The 17,017-nt window shown below is 70.3% G+C and carries 19 protein-coding genes and 1 pseudogene; 12 read left to right on the forward strand and 8 right to left on the reverse strand.

The window, feature by feature from the left end; genetic code table 11:
* Positions 1-10: 10 nt before the first annotated feature.
* From Val02_RS28765 to Val02_RS28775, 3 genes are read left to right on the forward strand one after another with little or no spacing between them, the layout of a single operon-like run.
* On the forward strand, positions 11-817 hold the full coding sequence (locus Val02_RS28765) for an AraC family transcriptional regulator (protein WP_239153404.1): 807 nt from the start codon (positions 11-13) through the stop codon (positions 815-817).
* 48 nt (positions 818-865) lie between these two features.
* The gene (locus tag Val02_RS28770) at positions 866-1,171 is read left to right on the forward strand and encodes an SCO4225 family membrane protein (protein WP_203902372.1); all 306 of its coding nucleotides are present in this window, start codon (positions 866-868) and stop codon (positions 1,169-1,171) included.
* 48 nt (positions 1,172-1,219) lie between these two features.
* Entirely contained in the window at positions 1,220-1,912 is a 693-nt protein-coding gene (locus tag Val02_RS28775) for an RraA family protein (protein ID WP_203902373.1), read from the forward strand.
* A 106-nt stretch (positions 1,913-2,018) separates the two neighbouring features.
* On the opposite strand, the gene Val02_RS28780 is transcribed toward Val02_RS28775, so the two are convergent.
* The 5 genes from Val02_RS28780 to Val02_RS28800 form a co-directional block, all read right to left on the reverse strand.
* A complete protein-coding gene (locus Val02_RS28780; protein WP_203902374.1) occupies positions 2,019-2,756 on the reverse strand; it encodes a DUF2786 domain-containing protein in 738 nt (245 codons plus the stop codon).
* A 38-nt stretch (positions 2,757-2,794) separates the two neighbouring features.
* Positions 2,795-3,280 (reverse strand): GNAT family N-acetyltransferase, encoded by a 486-nt coding sequence (locus tag Val02_RS28785; protein ID WP_203902375.1) that lies wholly within the window; start codon positions 3,278-3,280, stop codon positions 2,795-2,797.
* A 13-nt stretch (positions 3,281-3,293) separates the two neighbouring features.
* Complete coding sequence (locus Val02_RS28790) at positions 3,294-4,172, reverse strand: dioxygenase family protein (RefSeq protein WP_239153405.1); 879 nt, start codon at positions 4,170-4,172, stop codon at positions 3,294-3,296.
* Positions 4,173-4,234: 62 nt separating this feature from the next.
* The gene (locus Val02_RS28795; RefSeq protein WP_203902376.1) at positions 4,235-4,888 is read right to left on the reverse strand and encodes a Rossmann-fold NAD(P)-binding domain-containing protein; all 654 of its coding nucleotides are present in this window, start codon (positions 4,886-4,888) and stop codon (positions 4,235-4,237) included.
* A 12-nt stretch (positions 4,889-4,900) separates the two neighbouring features.
* Complete coding sequence (locus Val02_RS28800) at positions 4,901-5,818, reverse strand: MBL fold metallo-hydrolase (protein ID WP_203902377.1); 918 nt, start codon at positions 5,816-5,818, stop codon at positions 4,901-4,903.
* Between the two features lie 79 nt (positions 5,819-5,897).
* Between Val02_RS28800 and Val02_RS28805 the strand changes: the two genes are divergently transcribed.
* Complete coding sequence (locus tag Val02_RS28805) at positions 5,898-6,089, forward strand: hypothetical protein (protein ID WP_203902378.1); 192 nt, start codon at positions 5,898-5,900, stop codon at positions 6,087-6,089.
* A 175-nt stretch (positions 6,090-6,264) separates the two neighbouring features.
* Positions 6,265-7,127, forward strand: a pseudogene (locus Val02_RS28810) (SDR family oxidoreductase).
* Here Val02_RS28810 and Val02_RS28815 read toward each other — a convergent pair.
* Both Val02_RS28815 and Val02_RS47620 read right to left on the reverse strand, forming a co-directional pair.
* The gene (locus Val02_RS28815; RefSeq protein ID WP_203902379.1) at positions 7,109-7,978 is read right to left on the reverse strand and encodes a Scr1 family TA system antitoxin-like transcriptional regulator; all 870 of its coding nucleotides are present in this window, start codon (positions 7,976-7,978) and stop codon (positions 7,109-7,111) included. The pseudogene Val02_RS28810 and the gene Val02_RS28815 sit on opposite strands and share 19 nt — an antisense overlap.
* Positions 7,979-8,013: 35 nt before the next feature.
* On the reverse strand, positions 8,014-8,358 hold the full coding sequence (locus tag Val02_RS47620) for a hypothetical protein (protein ID WP_239153406.1): 345 nt from the start codon (positions 8,356-8,358) through the stop codon (positions 8,014-8,016).
* A gap of 129 nt (positions 8,359-8,487) precedes the next feature.
* Between Val02_RS47620 and Val02_RS28825 the strand changes: the two genes are divergently transcribed.
* On the forward strand, positions 8,488-9,267 hold the full coding sequence (locus Val02_RS28825) for a 5'-methylthioadenosine/S-adenosylhomocysteine nucleosidase family protein (RefSeq protein ID WP_275415621.1): 780 nt from the start codon (positions 8,488-8,490) through the stop codon (positions 9,265-9,267).
* Positions 9,268-9,348: 81 nt separating this feature from the next.
* Here the strand turns inward: Val02_RS28825 and Val02_RS28830 are convergent, their stop codons facing one another.
* Positions 9,349-10,764: a cellulase family glycosylhydrolase gene (locus tag Val02_RS28830; protein WP_203902381.1), complete on the reverse strand. Its 1,416-nt coding sequence runs from the start codon at positions 10,762-10,764 to the stop codon at positions 9,349-9,351.
* Positions 10,765-10,897: 133 nt separating this feature from the next.
* Between Val02_RS28830 and Val02_RS28835 the strand changes: the two genes are divergently transcribed.
* From Val02_RS28835 to Val02_RS28860, 6 genes are all read left to right on the forward strand, one after another.
* On the forward strand, positions 10,898-12,049 hold the full coding sequence (locus tag Val02_RS28835) for a sensor histidine kinase (protein ID WP_239153407.1): 1,152 nt from the start codon (positions 10,898-10,900) through the stop codon (positions 12,047-12,049).
* On the forward strand, positions 12,046-12,696 hold the full coding sequence (locus Val02_RS28840) for a response regulator transcription factor (protein WP_203902383.1): 651 nt from the start codon (positions 12,046-12,048) through the stop codon (positions 12,694-12,696). The genes Val02_RS28835 and Val02_RS28840 overlap by 4 nt, the downstream gene beginning before the upstream one ends.
* 76 nt (positions 12,697-12,772) lie before the next feature.
* Positions 12,773-13,807: a hypothetical protein gene (locus Val02_RS28845; RefSeq protein ID WP_203902384.1), complete on the forward strand. Its 1,035-nt coding sequence runs from the start codon at positions 12,773-12,775 to the stop codon at positions 13,805-13,807.
* A gap of 4 nt (positions 13,808-13,811) precedes the next feature.
* Positions 13,812-14,837, forward strand: coding sequence for a polyprenyl synthetase family protein (locus tag Val02_RS28850; protein WP_203902385.1), 1,026 nt, complete (start codon positions 13,812-13,814; stop codon positions 14,835-14,837).
* Between the two features lie 193 nt (positions 14,838-15,030).
* Positions 15,031-16,698, forward strand: a complete 1,668-nt coding sequence (locus Val02_RS28855) for a sodium:solute symporter family protein (protein WP_239153420.1) — start codon at positions 15,031-15,033, stop codon at positions 16,696-16,698.
* Positions 16,699-16,710: 12 nt separating this feature from the next.
* Positions 16,711-16,968, forward strand: a complete 258-nt coding sequence (locus tag Val02_RS28860; RefSeq protein WP_203902387.1) for a hypothetical protein — start codon at positions 16,711-16,713, stop codon at positions 16,966-16,968.
* Positions 16,969-17,017: the final 49 nt, after the last annotated feature.

Genomic DNA, 17,017 nt, shown 5'->3' on the forward strand with positions numbered 1-17,017 from the left:
CGTTTTAGGCGTGAGCGGCGAACGGGTCGTGGCCTGGCGGCCCGAGGTACCCGGCGTGCGGGAGGTGTTCCACGCGCGGTTCGTGGCGCACGCCTATCCGGCCCACACGCACGACACCTGGACCCTGCTCGTCGTCGACGAGGGCGCGGTCCGCTTCGACCTCGAACGCCACCCGCACGGCACCACCGGCGAAATGGTCACCCTGCTGCCCCCGCACGTGCCGCACGACGGCCGGGCGGCAACGGTCGACGGGTTCCGCAAGCGGGTGCTGTACCTCGACCCGGACGTGCTCGACCCGCATCTCATCGGCACCACGGTCGACCGGCCGAGCGTGCGCGACGCGCTCCTGCACAGGCGGATCACCCAGCTGCACCGCGCGTTGGCCCGACCCGCCGACGCGTTGGAGGCGGAGAGCCGGCTCGCGCTCGTGCTGGACCGGCTCCTGCGTCACCTGCGGCAGGACGCGGCGCCGCCGGCCCGCGCGACGTCCGCCGTCGCCCTCGCCGACGAACTGCGCCAACTGCTCGACAGCCGCACCACCACCGGGGTGACGCTGCGGGAGGCCGCCGACGCGCTGGGCGCACCGCCGGATCGGCTCGTGCGCGCGTTCACGCGGGCGTTCGGGCTGCCGCCGCACCGGTATCTGACGGGCCGCCGGATCGACCGGGCCCGGCGGTTGCTGCTGGCCGGCGCGGCGCCGGCGACGGTCGCGGCCGAGGTGGGCTTCCACGACCAGTCCCATCTGCACCGCCACTTCCAGCACTACGTGGGTGTCCCGCCGGGGCGGTACGCGCGTTCGGGGGCCCAGCAGGGTTGAGTACCCGTACTCAGGAACCGATCTTCGATCGTCACGAGAATCGATCCCATGAGATTCCTCTTCGGGAACTGGTTCTCCCGGGCATACCTGCTGCTGGTGGCGGCCACCACGGTCTTCGTCGTCTGGTCGTACGCCACGTACGAGGGGTCCGACGCCAACCTCGCGGGCGTGTTGCTCTTCTTCGTGACGGCCCCGACGTCGTTCGTGTTCATCGGCGTGCTGGGCTCGGTCGTCGACAGCCCGGTCGGCGCGATCGTCTACCTCGTCGCGTGCACCCTCGTCAACACGGCCCTCATCAGCGCGCTCGTACACGGCGTCAAGCGCCTCATCACCCGTCATCGGCCGGCCACATGAACGCCGTTGGACGTGTCCCGACCGCGTGCCCGTGCCGACAATGGCGCCATGCTGAACGACTTCGCCGACCTGGCCACGCCGCTCATCGCCGACGCCTGCCTGCGTTGCGCCGTGCCGCTGCGCGTGGCGCCGCCGGGGATCCGGCCCGTCGCACCGGGTGAACGCCTGGCCGGGCGGGCGTTGCCGGTGCGCCACTACGGCAGCGTCGACGTGTTCCTGGAGGCGTTCGAGCACGCGCGGGACGGGGACGTGCTCGTGATCGACAACGGCGGCCGGGTCGACGAGGCGTGCGTGGGCGACCTGGCGGTGCTGGAGGCCGGAACGGCCGGCGTCAGCGGCCTCGCCGTGTGGGGCCTGCACCGGGACACCCCCGAACTGGTCGAGATCGGCCTGCCGGTCTTCAGCTACGGCAGCTATCCGCCCGGGCCGGTGCGCCTGGACGAACGCGAGCCGGACGCCCTGCGCTCGGCGCGTTTCGGCGCACACGAGGTCACCTCCGACGACGTGGTGTTCGGCGACGCGGACGGTGTGCTCTTCGTCCCCGCCGCCCGGGTCCGGCAGGTGCTCGACACCGCACACGCGATCCGCGACACCGAACGCGCACAGGCCACCCGGATCAGGAACGGCCGGACGCTCCGCGCACAGACCCGCTTCGCCGACTACCTGGCGAGGCGCAAGACGGACCCGACGTACACCTTCCGCGCCCACCTCCGCGCGACCGGCGGCGAGATCGAGGAGTAGGACTCCCGCCGATCTTGCAGTTGTGGCGGCGACAAAGGTCGCCGAATACGGATATACCGGGCACCACAACTGCAAGATCGCCGCAGGCCGGCCGCGCGCGCCCGCGCTACGCGCCCAGCTCCCGGCGGCGTGCGGCCCCGACCCGGGCGTCGCCCAGATCCGCCCGCTGCCCGGCGTCGTAACCCGACCGCCCGCCGCTGCCCGACAGGCTGCGCCCGCGCCCGGCCCGCGTGTGCGGATACGCCTCCCGCAGAGCGGCGTCGACCACGGCCGCCCGATCGGCCAGCACGAGCGCCAAGGATCGGCCCGAGGCCACCGGCGCATCGGCAGCCGACGAGGCCGCGGCCGACGACTCGGCCTGCCGGAGTCGACGCCCGATCGCGACCGTGTACCCCGCGTACCAGGACCGCCGGTACGCCGCCGGGCTCTCCCCCGCCGGCACCGCCTCGCCGGCGAGCGCGTGCACGGCCTGCACCAGCAGCGACGTGCACAACAGGTCGACCCGCTCCAGGTCGGCGCCGTAGCCGAACAGGTGCACCAGCGTCCGCCGCCGCCCGTCGACCCCGAGATCCTTGCGCCGCACGACCCCGCACCGCAGCGCGACGGCCACCGCCGCCAGCAGGTTTGCCTTGTCCAGCGCGAACGGTGGATCGAACACCACCGTCCGGTCCCCCACCCGGTCGCTGTCCGGCCGCGCGTCGGCGAGCAGCGCCGCATCGATCCCGTACTTCGCGATCAGCTCCGCCGCCTTGGCGGTGAACGCCTCCGCCTCGGCCGGGGTGCACGCGTCGTCCTCCGCCTTGGCCAGCAGCTTGCGTACCTTGTCGAGCAACGCCGTCTCCATGCGCGGAACCCTTCACCGGGGGTACGACAGTATGTTCGTCATACCGAGGGGCTGCGCCGCTCCAACAGCACAACGTCGCGCCAGGCGCCGTGGTGACGACCGATCCGCTCGCGCACACCCACGACGCGGAAGCCCACCTTCTGGTGCAGGGCCAGGCTCACGGCGTTCTCCGGGAAGATGCCGGACTGGATGGTCCAGATGCCGGCGGCCTCGGTGGAGGCGATGAGACGTTCCATCAGAAGAAGACCGACCCCGCGACCTCGGGCGGCGGGGTCGACGTAGATCGAGTGCTCGACCACGCCGGCATAGACGGCGCGCGCGGAGACGGGGGTCACCGCGACCCAGCCGAGGACGGACCCGTTGTCGTGCGCGACGAACCGGTGCTCCGGCAGCCGCCCGGCGTCGAACGCCTCCCACGTCGGTGCGATCGTCTCGAAGCTGGCCTGCCCGCCGTCGAGTCCCAGCTGATAGACCCGGAGCACGGACTCCGCATCGTCGTCCCGCATCGGGCGCACGTCGACCATGCGCCCGATTCTGCTAGGCGACCTGGATGGAGCGCTTCGCGAGCCCCAGCTGGAAGTCGTCGATCACAGTCTTCGGCGCGGCGGTCGGATCGGTGGCCGCACCCAGCGTGATGAACAGCGGCGTGTAGTGCTCGACGGTCGGGTGCGCGTACGGCATCCCGGGCGCCTTCGCCACGTCGGCGAGCGTGTCGACCGCACCCCGGGCGAGCGCGTCGGCGGCCCAGGCGTCGAAGTCGGCCGACCAGCCGGGTACCGCGTTGCCGGCCATCATGTCCCTGGTCAGGAACGGCAGGCCGTGCGTCATGAAGCCCGAGCCGATGATCAGCACGCCCTCGTCGCGGAGCGGGCGCAGCCGTTCGCCGATGCGCAGCAGCCGGTCCGGATCGTGCGTCGGCATGCTGAGCTGCAGCGCCGGCACGTCCGCGTACGGGTACATGACCTTGAGCGGCACCCACGCTCCGTGGTCGAGGCCGCGGCGGCGGTGCTCGTGCAGCGGCTCGGTGTCGGGCATCGCGGCGGCGACCCGGACAGCGAGCGCGCCGGCGTCGGGCGTCGGATAGGTCATCTCGTAGTACCGCCGCGCGAACCCGCCGAAGTCGTACACGAGCGGAGTCGCGGCTCCGGTCGCGCTGACGCTGAGCGGCGCGCGTTCCCAGTGGGCGCTCACGATGAGGATCGCCCTGGGCTTCGGCAGCGCCTGCGCCCAGGCGTGCAGCTGGCCGATCCAGTGCGCGTCGTCAAAGACCGGAGGCGCGCCGTGCCCCAGGTAGAGCGCGGGCATCGGTCCGTCCTCGGGCGTCCATTCCTTTCGGGAACGGCTTTGCGGGGCCGAGTCGCGCATGAACGCGTCGAAGGCGGCGCCGGGGACCGAGGGATTCAGCAGGTCGTTCACGGCGACACGCTCCCATCTACTTGAACCTTCAACATCTAAGATAGGAGCAAATACTTGTTTGGTCAACCTTCTGCGTTGATGACCCGTGGCACGAGAACCCGCACCGGTGCGCCCCGCCGGGCGACGTTGAGCATGGCCCGCCCGAGGCGTTCGGTGGTGGTGACGGCGTTCGGGAAAAGGCGCATGAGCAGCGGCGACAGCGGCCGCACCAGCGTGTAGGGCACCTGGTACCAGCCCGTCTTCGACCGCACCCCGTGCATCGGCTGGATGTACCCCGGCCGGAACATGTAGGCCTTCTCACTCCTCGCCAGAAGAGCCTCCTCGGCACGCCCCTTCACCCTGGCCCACATCTGCCGACCGTTCACGTCGGTGCCCTGGCCCGACACGTACACGAACGTCATGCCCGGGTTCGCCGGCAGGAGCACGTTCGCCGCGTGCAGCGGGAGGTCGTGGCTGATGCGCGTGTAGTCCGCCTCGCTCATGCCGATGGAGGAGACGCCGAGGCAGTAGAAGCACGCGTCGTACCCGGTCAGTTCCGCCGCGATCGCCGTCAGGTCGCCGAGGTCCGGGTGCACGATCTCGCGTAGCCGGGGAGCACTTCTTCCGAGAGGGCTACGCCCGACGCTGAGCACCTCGGTCACGTCCGGATCGAGCAGGCACTCCCGCAGCACGCCCTGACCGACCATGCCGGTGGCGCCGAACAGAATCACTCTCATCCGGCGATCGTGTCAGGAACGGCGCCGCCTGCCGAGGAGTTGGTGCCACCGCCCCCGCATCAGCATGCGGAACGTCGACCAGTTCGTCATGCCGTTGTAGATGATCGCGGGGCCCGCCGGATGCACACCGGGTCTGTCCACAATGGACCACGCCGCGTCCCTGATCGCCAGAAGTTCCTCGACGCTCAGCTCCGGCGCCGGTTCGTCGGGCTGGTAGCGGGCCCCGAGCGGATAGTCCGACCCGTCCCGCCGCATCTCGACGTGACACCCCATCACGTACCGCACATCCCGCACCGCCGCGAACGCCGCCAGCCGCGACAGGCTCGCCGCGAACGCCGCGAAGTCCGGCGCGTACAGGCGTCCCCGGTACACCGTGTCGCCCGTGACGAGGATGCCGCTCCACGGGTCGTACACGGCGATGGAGGTCTCGTGATGCCCCGGACAGCCGATGATCTCCAGCACCCGCCCGCCGAGGTCGAACCGGACCGTCTCCTCCGGCCACGACCCGAACCCGAAGAACCCCTGCACGGCGTCGAGATCCGTGCCGACGACGATCGTCCCGGGCCGCCCGACGAACTGCGGATCGCCGGCCACGTGGTCGCCGTGCGCGTGGGTGTGCGCGACGACCAGTTCGTAGTCGGTGCGCGGATGCATGGCCAGCCAGCCGTCCAGCACCGCGTCGACCGTCTCCCGCAGCGGGAACGCCACCGGATCCTCGGTCGCCCCGGTGTCGAGCAACAGCGCACGCTGGTTGCCCAGGAACAGATACAGGAACGGCCCCTCGTAGTGCACCGTCTTGCTCTGCCGCAGGATCACCGTGTGCGGGTCGAACCGGTGCACCTGGATCGGCGGGTCGGCCACGCCGCCGTGGATCCACCGCACGTCCAGGTCCCCGTCGACGGGAGCACCGGCATGGAAGTCGACCGTCACAGGTCGTGACGATACAGCCACTCCATCGACGTTCGCGAGTACCTTCCCGTGGCGAGCCGGTGTCTCCACCGGTGTGCTCGTGCAGCGCTACGGGAGCAAGCGCGGGCTGCTGCTGGCGTTCGTGCGGGCCGGGGTGGAGACGTTCCCGCTGCCGATGGCGGAGGCGTTGGGGTCCGTCGACGATCCCGTGGAGGGGTTGATCCGTGCCGTCCTCGCCATTTCGTGGAACGACATCAGCCCCGCCGAGTTCGCCACCATCTCAAGTTTCTGAACCTCGAAACTGGCCGGACTCGTCCGGACCGCCGTCGCCGCCGACCGGCTCACCGGCGACCCGGAACTGCTCGCCGACGCCCTCCGTCGGGACCTCACCACACCTGCTCAAGCCGTACGTCGTGTAGGAACGATGAGCCTGTCCGGAAAATCGCGCTCGTGGCGGTGGCCGCGGCATCGCCGTCGCCCTGGGTGCCGCCGGTGCGACCGTGTACGTGACGGGGCGCAGCACCCGCGCCGCCCGTTCGCCGATGGGCCGTCCCGAGACGATCGAGGAGACGGCGGAACTCGTGACGGCGGCCGGTGGGCGGGCTCATGCCGTTCCCACGGATCATGAAAACCCGGAGGAGGTCCGGAGGCTGGTCGATCGGATCCGGGGCGACCACTCCGGACGCCTGGACATCCTGGTCAACGACGTGTGGGGCGGCGACCCGCTCCCATTCCGGACAAGCCCATCTGGAAACAGCCGCTGGACACCGGCCTCAAACTGCTGCGCCAAGCGGTGCACACGCACATCGTCACGGCCCGCCACGCGCTACCGCTGATGGTCGCGCGCGGCTCCGGCCTCGTGATCGAGGTGACCGACGGGACGGCCGACTCCGGATACCGTGGCTCGTTCTACTACGACCTCGTCAAGTCCGACGTCATCCGGATCGCCCAATCCCTCGCCGCCGAACTGACCCCGCACGGCGTGACCGCACTGGCGCTCACGCCGGGATTCCTGCGGTCCGAGGCGATGCTGGATCATTTCGGGGTGACCGAATCGACGTGGCGGAACGGCGTCGCGCGCGATCGGCACTTCGCGCTCTCCGAGACGCCGGCGTACCTGGGGCGGGCAGTCGTGGCGTTGGCGTCGGATCCTTCGGTGTCGCGCTTCGCGGGGAGGTCGTTGGCCACGTGGGGGCTGGCGAAGGAGTACGGGTTTGTGGATGTCGACGGGTCGCGGCCGGATTGGGGTGGGTACATGGCCGCCGCCATCGAACGCGCCGAGCCCGTGGATCCGGAAGACTACCGACGGGTTCACAGCATCGCGATGTAGCGCGCCTTGTGCTTCTCCAAAATTTCGTCGATCTCGGTGACAGCCTGAGCCTCCAACGCCTTGAATACCCGACTGTAGGTCGCCAGGTGGACCTGGCTGCGCGAGGTGACGAAGGTCGTCAGGTGATCAATCAGAACGATCTTGTCATCGAGCAGGTTGAACGTGTCGACCGGGACCACGGCGATCTGTACCTCCTCGGGGATGATGCCGATGGTCACGTTGCTCTCCCGCGCCAACACTCTCAGGTGCTCAAGCTGCGAGAGCATGTGCACGGGCGCACACACCCGCACCTGGAGGACGGACTCCGGCATCACAAAAACGAACTTCTTGCCGTGGTCGCCCAATGCCTCCTGCCGGCGTATTCGAGCTGCCACCGCTCGGGCGACCGGCATCCTTTCATCACCGACGCGGAAGCCGGCCCGCTGCAGGCCGGTGAAGACGGCACGGGCGTACTCGGCCGTCTGCAGGAGCCCGAACAGAGTCCCGGGAGTGAACGCCCGGGAGATTCGGGTGTTGCGCTCCAGGTTCGCCATCAGGTCCTGCTCGGCCGAGAGCTCGCCACTGTGGACCTGCATCTCGTGCGCCCACGATGCCGTGGCGCGCGCACGCTCAAGGAGCCTCTCGGTCTCGCCGTCCGACAGGTCGAGCGCCTCCGCGATGGCCCGCACCTCGTCGGCAGCCGGGACCACCGCACCCGTCTCGATCCTCGAAATCTGAGCCTGACTCAGGCCCACGCGAACGGCGAGCTGTTGACCGGTCATGCTTTTCGCCCGGCGGAGGCCGCGGATCGTTCTGCCGAAAGGGACGGAGTCCTCATCGTCGTCTGCGTCGTTCAACGGCGCGTCAGCCATGCAGTCCCCATCCCCCTCAACCGAGCAATGCCGCGCTAGGCCTTTAGCTCAAGCCCTCTAACCACGTCGAGCAGCAACTCCTGCGGAATTTCCACCATCTGCTCGCCGGCAGGCAGCACGTGTTCAACCTCGTTCACGGAGACCTGGTAACCCTGCACCACGAACGTTCCCCGATCGCTCGCGTAGATCGTCGGGCAGTTGCCGGCCGCACACGTTACCGCCACGGGGGTGAGCGCCAGCATTGCTGGGTGATTTTTGTCGATATCTACTGATTCACAGGCCATGATTCCTCGAATATTCTGAATGAAATGTTTCGTTGCCGACCGCCCAAAGACCGTCCCTACGCAGCCAACTTGGGGAATCCTTGTGTAGCCTGACACGTAGGTTAACGCTGGCACTCGAGGCGCGTTGACCCGCCTCGGAATATTCCGGAGAATTCCATATACGGCTCCAGTCGTCTACGGCCCGCGGGGCTCTGCATCGTTCGCTGGGGCGGCTAGGGGGTTTCCGTGCTCAGAAGACCGCCGCCCCTGCGGCTCGACCGGCTACTTCGGCGTCCAACGGTCGTCATTCTGACCGCTCTTGATCTTGAATATCAGGCGGTGCGGGCGCACCTGGATCAGCCGCGGTCATGGCAGCACCCCGCCGGGACCTTCTTCGAGATCGGGCGCCCCTCCCCCGATGCCGGCTGGGTCGCCATCGTGCGCACCGGCGAGGGCAACACGCCGGCCGCGTTGATCGCGGAGCGGGCGGCGTGGGTGTTCCAGCCGCGGGCGATGTTCTTCGTCGGGACCGCCGGTGCCCTCAACGACACCGTCGCGCTCACCGACGTGGTGGTCGCCACGAAGGTCTATGCGTTCCACGGCGGGAAGGCGGAGGGCAACGACTTCCTGCCGCGGCCGCAGGTGTTCGAGGCGCCGCACGGGTTGGAGCAGCTCGCCGGGCACGTGGCGCGCACCTTCGAGTGGCGGGGCGAGCGGGCGCCGGTTGTGCACTTCAAGCCGATCGCGGCCGGCGAAGTCCTCGTCAACTCCCGGGCGGGGGATCTGGCCGAGCATCTGCGGCGCAATTACAACGACGCTGTGGCCGTCGACATGGAATCCGTCGGGGTGGCGTGCGCCGGCCACCTGAACCGTTCGCTGCCGGTGCTCAGCATCCGGGGTGTGAGCGACCACGCCGACGGCACCAAGGCCTCCGTCAGCAGGCCGGACGAGGCCGCCATGAACGCGGCCGCTTTCGCGCTCGCCCTCGCCGCGGCGATCCAGGCTCCGGTCGGCCGGGCCGCATGAGCCGGGCCGCATAGCGAGGCGTAGGGGTGCGGGCGCCGGTGGGGGTGTCCCGCCCGGCGCCCGCGTTCAGGGAAGAAGTGGCTACAGGACCGTGCAGGCGCGGCCGTTCAGGGTGAAGGCGGTGGGGTTGGTGTTGCCGCCGGTCGCCCCGCCGATGAACCCGATCGTCTGCGAACCGCCGGCCGGGATCTGTGCCGTGTAGCCGGCGTTCACGACGGAGACGGTGCCGCCGTTGACCGACGGGGTGCCGCCCCACATGTTGGTGATGGTCTGCCCGTTGGCGAACGTCCAGCCGAGCGTCCAGCCGTTCACGGGCGAGGTGCCGGTGTTGCCGATCGCCACGCCGGCCTGGAACCCACCTGGCCACGAGCCTGTCACGCGATAGGTGACGGAGCAGGTACCCGTGGCGGAGGCGGGCGGTGAGGAGGGCGGGCGGGGCGAGGAGGAGGACGCCGAGGGCGAGACCGGGGGCTGCGACGAGGGCGGCTGCTGTCCACTGTAGACAGACGCCTCCCGCGCGGTGGAACGGATTCCGTTGGCGCCGTTGAAGAGCCGTTCGCCCCAGGAGGTGAGCTGGTTGGGGTCGAAGTTCGTGACCTGGTCGAGGTACTCGACGCCACCGCCGTTGCCGCTCCAGCTCCAGCCGAGGTAGCCGATGCCGAGCGACTGCGCGGTCGCCATGATGGTGTCCTCGTCGGGGTTGCCGTCGGAGTGGTCGAACCCGAACTCGCCCACCGCGATCGGCAGGCTCTCGGAGCGGAAGTAGTTCAGATACGAGGTTACTTCCGCCGCGGTGTCGTACACGCCGTACATGTGCACCGAGAAGAGCAGGTTCCGGTCCGGGTCGCTGTTCCACACCGTGCGCGCGTTGGTGCGCATGATGTTCTCCCAGTCCTGGCCCCAGTTCGGGGCGTCGATCATGAGAGTGTGGTCGAAGCCGGCGTTGCGCATGCGGGTGATGGCGGCCGTGGTGGCGCTCGTCCAGCCGCTCGCGCCGACGTTGCCCCACGGCTCGTTGCCGATGTTGATGATGACGTAGCGCTCCTGGCCGGTGAGCACGCTCTGCAGGCCGATCCAGTAGTTCACCGCGGTGTCGAGCGAGACCGCGCCGGACTGCTCGCCGTAGCCGGTGGTGTCGTGGTTCTCCAGGATGCAGATGAGCCGGTTGGCCTTGCAGAGCGAGATGACGTTCGCGACGTCGGCGGCGGTGTTGGCCGTCCAGCGGCCGCCGCTCAGGACGACGCGCACGCTGTTGGCGCCCTTGGCCTTGATGTTCGCGAACGAACTCGTCTGCGAGGGATACCAGGTGTGCGCGTGGCTCGTGCCGCGGATGACGAACTCGGCACCGTTGGATTCGTACAGTTTGCCGTTCGAGACGTAGAAGCCGGCGGCGGCGCTGGCCGGTCCGGCGAATGCGATCATGGCGGCGCCGACCAGGGAGAGGACGGCCGCGCCCGCGACGAGCAGGCGGGCCCGTCCGTAACCGCGGATCTTCATGCAGACTCCTGGGGGTGAGGTTGCGCCGACCGTAGGGACGGGGTTTCTAAGATCGCAATCGATGGCCGCGTCGCCCCAGTTCAGGGGCTACTTAACCGTGAAAGGTTCAACGACCCCCTGTGAGGATGACCCAGTGAAGATCGTCGGGCCGCTGCTGCGGGGCGCGACCTACCGGCGCGGCGTCTACCTGCTGCTCGGCGGCGTGCTGGCGCTGCCGTACGCGCTGCTCGCCGGGCTCTTCTGGCGGGCGTGGGCGGATCCGGCGGCGGCGCGCGTCACGTTGCTGCTGCTGATGCTCGGCAGCGGGCTGATCGGGCTGGTGCCGGCGTTCCTGCGGGGGACCCGTGCGCTGGAGATCGCGGCGGCCCGGTGGCTGCTCGACGTGGACCTGCCGGAGCCGCTGCCGGACGCCGGCCCCGAGGGGCGCGAGACGCGGCTGCGCGGCGCGCTGTGGTTCACGCTGCACCTGGCGATCGGTGGGCTCGTGACGTCCGGGGTGCTGATCGTGGTGCCGATCGCGGCGTCGGTCGAGACGCAGCCGTTGATCGCCGCGCTGGGCGTGGTGCTGGTCGTGGCGCTGATGTACGCCGTGGCGGGCCTGGGCGCGCTGGCCTCGGTGATGGCGCCGGTGCTGCTCGGCCCGTCGGCGACGGAACGGATCGCCGCCCTCGAGGCGCACGCCACCAAGCTTGCCGAACGCAACCGCCTGGCGCGGGAGCTGCACGACTCCGTCGGTCACGCCCTGACGGTCACGACGCTGCAGGCGGCCGCCGCACGCGAACTGCTCGCCACCGATCCGGCGTTCGCGCGAAGGGCTCTGCAGGCGATCGAGGACACGGGCCGGGCGGCGATGGACGACCTGGATCACGTCCTCGGCGTGCTGCGCGAGTCCGCGGCCGCGACGGAGCCGCACCGGACCCTGGAGCAGCTCGACCGGCTGCTGGCGGACACCCGTGCCACCGGGGTGACGGTGGAGGCGCACGTCGAGGGCAGCATGTCGGCGCTGCCGGGCGCCGCGTCGCGGGAGGGGTACCGGATCGTGCAGGAGAGCCTCACCAACGCGCTACGCCACGCCGGCAAGGTACCGGTGACCGTCCACATCGGAGTGTCCACTGTGGCCCTCGACATCGAGGTGGTGAACCCCTTGCCGCACAAGGTTTCCACGAAGAAGGGGCGCGGGCTGGACGGCATGCGCGAGCGGGTGACGCTGCTCGGCGGCACGCTGAGCGTGGGACCGGAGGGCGGCCGGTGGCGGGTCGCCGCGAGCCTGCCGGTCAAGACGTGACGGGCGTGGCGATCGTCGACGACGACGAGCTGATCCGGGTGGGGCTGCGGGCCGTCATCGACGCGCAGCCGGACCTGACGGTGGTCGGCGAGGCGGCCGACGGTGCGGAGGTACCGTCGCTGGTCGCGCGGGTGCGGCCGGACGTGCTGCTGATGGATGTTCGGATGCCGGCGGTGGACGGGATCCAGGCGACGCGGCACCTGCTGGCATCCAGCGCGACGCCGCCGAAGGTGCTGGTCATCACGACGTTCGAGAACGACGAGTACGTCTACGAGGCGCTACGCGCCGGGGCGAGCGGGTTCCTGCTGAAACGGGCCCGTCCGGCGGAGGTGCTGCACGCGATCCGGGTGGTGGCGCAGGGCGAGTCGCTGTTGTTCCCGACGGCGATCCGCCGGCTCGTGGGGACGTTCGGGGGCGGGACGGCCGGCACCCGGTTGCGCGGCGCGCGGCTGACCGACCGGGAGGCCGAGGTGCTGCGCCACGTCGCCGCGGGCCTGTCCAACGCGGAGATTGCCGCACGGCTCGTCGTCGGCGTGGAGACGGTGAAGACCCACGTCGGAAACGTGCTCACGAAGCTGGGCGCGCGCGATCGCACCCAGGCCGTGGTGATCGCCTACGAGAGCGGATTCATCACTCCCCAGGGGTGAGCCCTCCCCCGCGCGAGGGAGGCGGTTCACGCCCCGGCGTGACGCTTTCCGTGCCCCCGCCGACGATCGTCGAGCCATGACAACCCTGGCAAGCGCTCCCGCCCGGCTACCGGCCGTCGGGTGGATCGCCGCACTGTGGGCCGGCACCTACGGATTCGTCGCACTGATCTGGACGGCGACGGGTTCGGGTTACCCGTTCCACAACGCCGATGACATCTCGCTGTGGAGCCGCCTCGATCCCGCGGTCGGGGCGCCACTGCTCGCGCAGCTCCTGCTCGCGTCCGCCGTCGCCGCCGTCGCGATGTCGGGTGCCTATATGGAACGTCTCACGGGCGGCACCCGGGTCGCACTTCTCCTGTTCGGGTGGACGTCGGCCGCGGTGCTGGCGCTCGTCGTGCCCGGGGCGTCCCTCCTCGCGCTGACCGGCTACGCGCCGCTGCTGCTGATCGCCGCGCCGTTCGGCTGGGTGGAGGTGGACCTGCGGGCGGTGTTCGACGCCGGGCTGCTCAACCAGGCGTGGAGCGTGATCGGTGGGGTTCTCATCGGGGCGACGGTTCTCGCCTGGCAGCGGCGCACCCGGGGGGCGTGCGTCGACTGCGGGCGCAACGATCGGGCGGCCCGGGTTCCCCTCGAACGGTGGAGCCGCTGGGCGGTCGGTGCGGCGGTGGCGGTTCCGCTGATGTACGCGCTGACCCGGTTCGCCTGGGCGGTCGGGATCCCGTTCGGGCTGAGCCGCGCGGAGGTGGCCGAACTGCGTGCCGGCGAAGGGCTGTGGGCGGCCGTGGGGCTGGCGTCGTTCGCGCTGGTCGGTGCGGTGCTCACGCTCGGGCTGGTGCAGCGGTGGGGCGAGGTGTTCCCGCGGTGGATGCTCGGGCTGGCCGGCCGGCGGGTGCCGATCTCGCTCGCGGTGGTGCCGGCGATGTACGTGGCCGCGATGGTGTTCGCGGGCGGGCTGGCCCTGATCGGCGCGCCGCAGCTGTGGGAACAGGGCTTCCTGCTCATGCTGCCGCACCTGCTGTGGCCGCTGTGGGGAGTCGCTCTGGCGGTGGCCGCGTACGCCTACAAACTGCGCCGGCGCGGTGCCTGCGCGGACTGCGGACGGGAGGGTTAGTCCTATGTGGACAGTTGCCGACGAGGAGTTGTCCGACTGGTTGGCCGAACGCCGCGCCGCCACCGAAGAACTGCTCCGCTCCACTGTGGACGGTTCGGGCGAGGTGCTGCTGGACACGGTCGCCGGGCACCTGATAGCCGCCGGTGGCAAGCGGATGCGGCCGGCGCTGGCGCTGCTCGCGGCCCGGTTCGGCCCCGAGCCGGACGGCCGGCGCGTGCTGGAGGCCGCCGCCCTGGTCGAACTGGTGCACGTCGCCTCGCTGTACCACGACGACGTGCTGGACAACGCCGACCGGCGGCGCGGTGCGCCGAGCGCGAACGCCCGCTGGGGCGACCGGCTCGCCGTTCTCGGCGGCGACTACCTGGTGGCCAAGGCCGCGATCCTGGGTGCCGGCCTCGGCCCGCAGGCGCAGCGCGCCCAGGCGGAGACCCTGGCCCGGCTGGTGCGCGGACAGGTGAGCGAGGCGGCGGGTCCCGCGCCGGGCCAGGATCCGGAGCAGCACTACCTGGCGGTCGTCTCGGACAAGACCGCGGCGCTCTTCGGGCTCGCGGCCCACCTGGGCGCCCTGGCGGCCGGCGCCACCCCGGCGGCGACCGCGGCGCTCACCCGGTACGCCGAGCAGCTCGGCATCGCGTTCCAGCTGGCCGACGACGTGCTGGACATCGCGGCCGACCGCGCCGCGTCGGGCAAGCCGGACGGTGCGGACCTGCGCCAGGGGCTGCGCACACTACCCGTGCTGCGGGCACTGCGCGGTACCGGCGAACGCGGCCCGCGGGCACGGCTGCGCCGCGCGGTGATGGCGGGCGTCGTGGCCGGGGCGACCGGCAGCCGCGGTGTGCACCGCGCCGCGCTGACGCTCCTGAGGCGTTCCCCCGGATTGTCGGAAGGACGGGCGGAGGCGGAACGGTACGCGGCCCGGGCGACGGCGGACCTGGGGGTCCTGCCCGAAGGGCCGGCGCGGGCGGCTCTCGCGGCGCTCGCCGACACGGTCGTGGGACAGGTCGGGACGGCTTCCACGCGGGCGGCTTGACTTTTTCGGGCATTCGGCCCACTCCGGGCACTTGGGACGGTAAGAATAACCGCGTGAGTTCCACTCACCACGGGGGCTGACCCGGCCGGCGACGGCCGCGAGGCACCCGGCTCCAGCCGGCCGGTACGGGGGTCCGGCCGGTTGGAGCGGCCCCCGTTTCCCATTTCCATCCACGGGTATGGACCCGTTCGTGGTGGACACACTTGCCGCCGACGGTCTCCGCCTTCGCCTCGACGCCGTCGACTATCTGCTCGTCGCACTGTACTTCGTGACGGTTCTCGGAGTCGGGTTCGCCGCCCGACGCGCGATCCGCACCAGCGTCGACTTCTTCCTGTCCGGCCGGTCGCTGCCGGCCTGGGTCACCGGCCTCGCGTTCGTCTCGGCGAACCTCGGCGCCCTCGAGATCATCGGGATGGCCGCCAACGGAGCCCAGTACGGGTACATGACGCTGCACTACTACTGGATCGGCGCGGTTCCCGCGATGGTCTTCCTCGGCATCGTGATGATGCCCTTCTACTACGGGTCCAAGGTCCGCAGTGTGCCGGAGTACCTGCGCCTGCGGTTCAACAGACCGACGCACCTGTTCAACGCGATCACGTTCGCGGTGGCGCAGGTGCTCATCGCCGGCGTGAACCTCTTCGCGCTCGCGCTCGTCATGCAGGCCCTGCTCGGCTGGCCGCAGTGGGTCTCCATCGTGGTCGGCGCGTTCATCGTCCTGTCGTACATCCTGCTCGGCGGGCTGTCGTCGGCGATCTACAACGAGGTGCTCCAGTTCTTCGTGATCCTCGCCGGCCTCATCCCGATCACGGTCATCGGGCTGCAGAAGGTCGGCGGCTTCGGCGGCCTCATGGACGCGGTCAAGGGCACGTCGCTCGGCGAGGCCGGGCTGCACGCCTGGTCCGGCACCGGCGGCTCGGACAATCCGCTCGGCGCCAACTGGATCGGCATCGTGTTCGGGCTCGGGTTCGTGCTGTCGTTCGGCTACTGGACGACGAACTTCGCCGAGGTGCAGCGCGCGCTGTCGGCGCGGAACATGAGCGCCGCCCGCCGCACGCCGATCATCGCGGCCTACCCGAAGCTGCTGATCCCGGTCGTGACCGTGATCCCCGGCCTCATCGCGCTCATCACCGTGCAGGGGCTCGGCGCCAAGGAAGGCGACCTCACGTACAACAACGCCATCCCGCTGCTCATGCGCGACCTGCTGCCGAACGGCGTTCTCGGCGTCGCCGTCACCGGGCTGCTCGCGTCGTTCATGGCCGGCATGGCCGCGAACGTCAGCGGGTTCAACACCGTCTTCACGTACGACATCTGGCAGGAGTACGTGAAGAAGGACATGCCCGACGGGTACTACCTGCGGGTGGGCCGCATCGCCACGGTCGCCGGTGTGGTCATCGGCATCGGGACGGCGTTCATCGCGGCCGGCTTCGACAACATCATGAACTACATCCAGGCGCTGTTCGCGCTCTTCAACGCGCCGCTGTTCGCGACGTTCATCATCGGCATGTTCTGGAAGCGGATGACGCCGCTGGCGGGCTTCCTGTCGCTCGCCGCCGGTTCGCTCGCCGCGCTCACGCTCTACCTGCTGTACCTGGGTGACGTGATCAAGTTCAACTCCGACCTGGAGCAGAGCTTCTGGGGTGCCGGGCTCGCGTTCGTGACCGTGGCGATCGTGGCGGCCGTCGTGACGCCGCTGACCGCACCCAAGCCGGTCGAGGAACTGGACGGGCTGGTGTACGGCAGGGCCAAGGGCATGGGCACCGAGGACCTGCTGGCCGGCGACGAGGCCTGGTACCGCAACCCGATCGCGCTGGGGCTGTTCGCCGTCGCGCTGTCGCTGCTCTTCTACATCCCGGTCTGGTAAGGAGGCTCGAACATGACCGACAACGAGACCGAACGCCGTTCCGCGGCCGCCCGGCTCTTCGACGTGCGGCGGGTGATCGGTGGGCTGTTCGTCGTGTACGGCGCGATCCTCACGCTGCGCGGGCTGTTCGACTCGACGGCCGACCTGAGCAAGGCGGAGGGGCTGCGGATCAACCTGTGGGCCGGCCTGGCGATGCTGGTGTTCGGCCTGCTCTTCCTGGCCTGGCAGTGGCTGCGGCCGGCGGAGGCCCCGAAGGCGGACTCCGAATAACGCGGAAACCCCGGTCCGGCATCGCCGGACCGGGGTTCTTCCTGCCTCA

The sequence above is a fragment of the Virgisporangium aliadipatigenens genome, assembly GCF_016863615.1.
GTDB classification, from domain to species: Bacteria; Actinomycetota; Actinomycetes; order Mycobacteriales; family Micromonosporaceae; genus Virgisporangium; species Virgisporangium aliadipatigenens.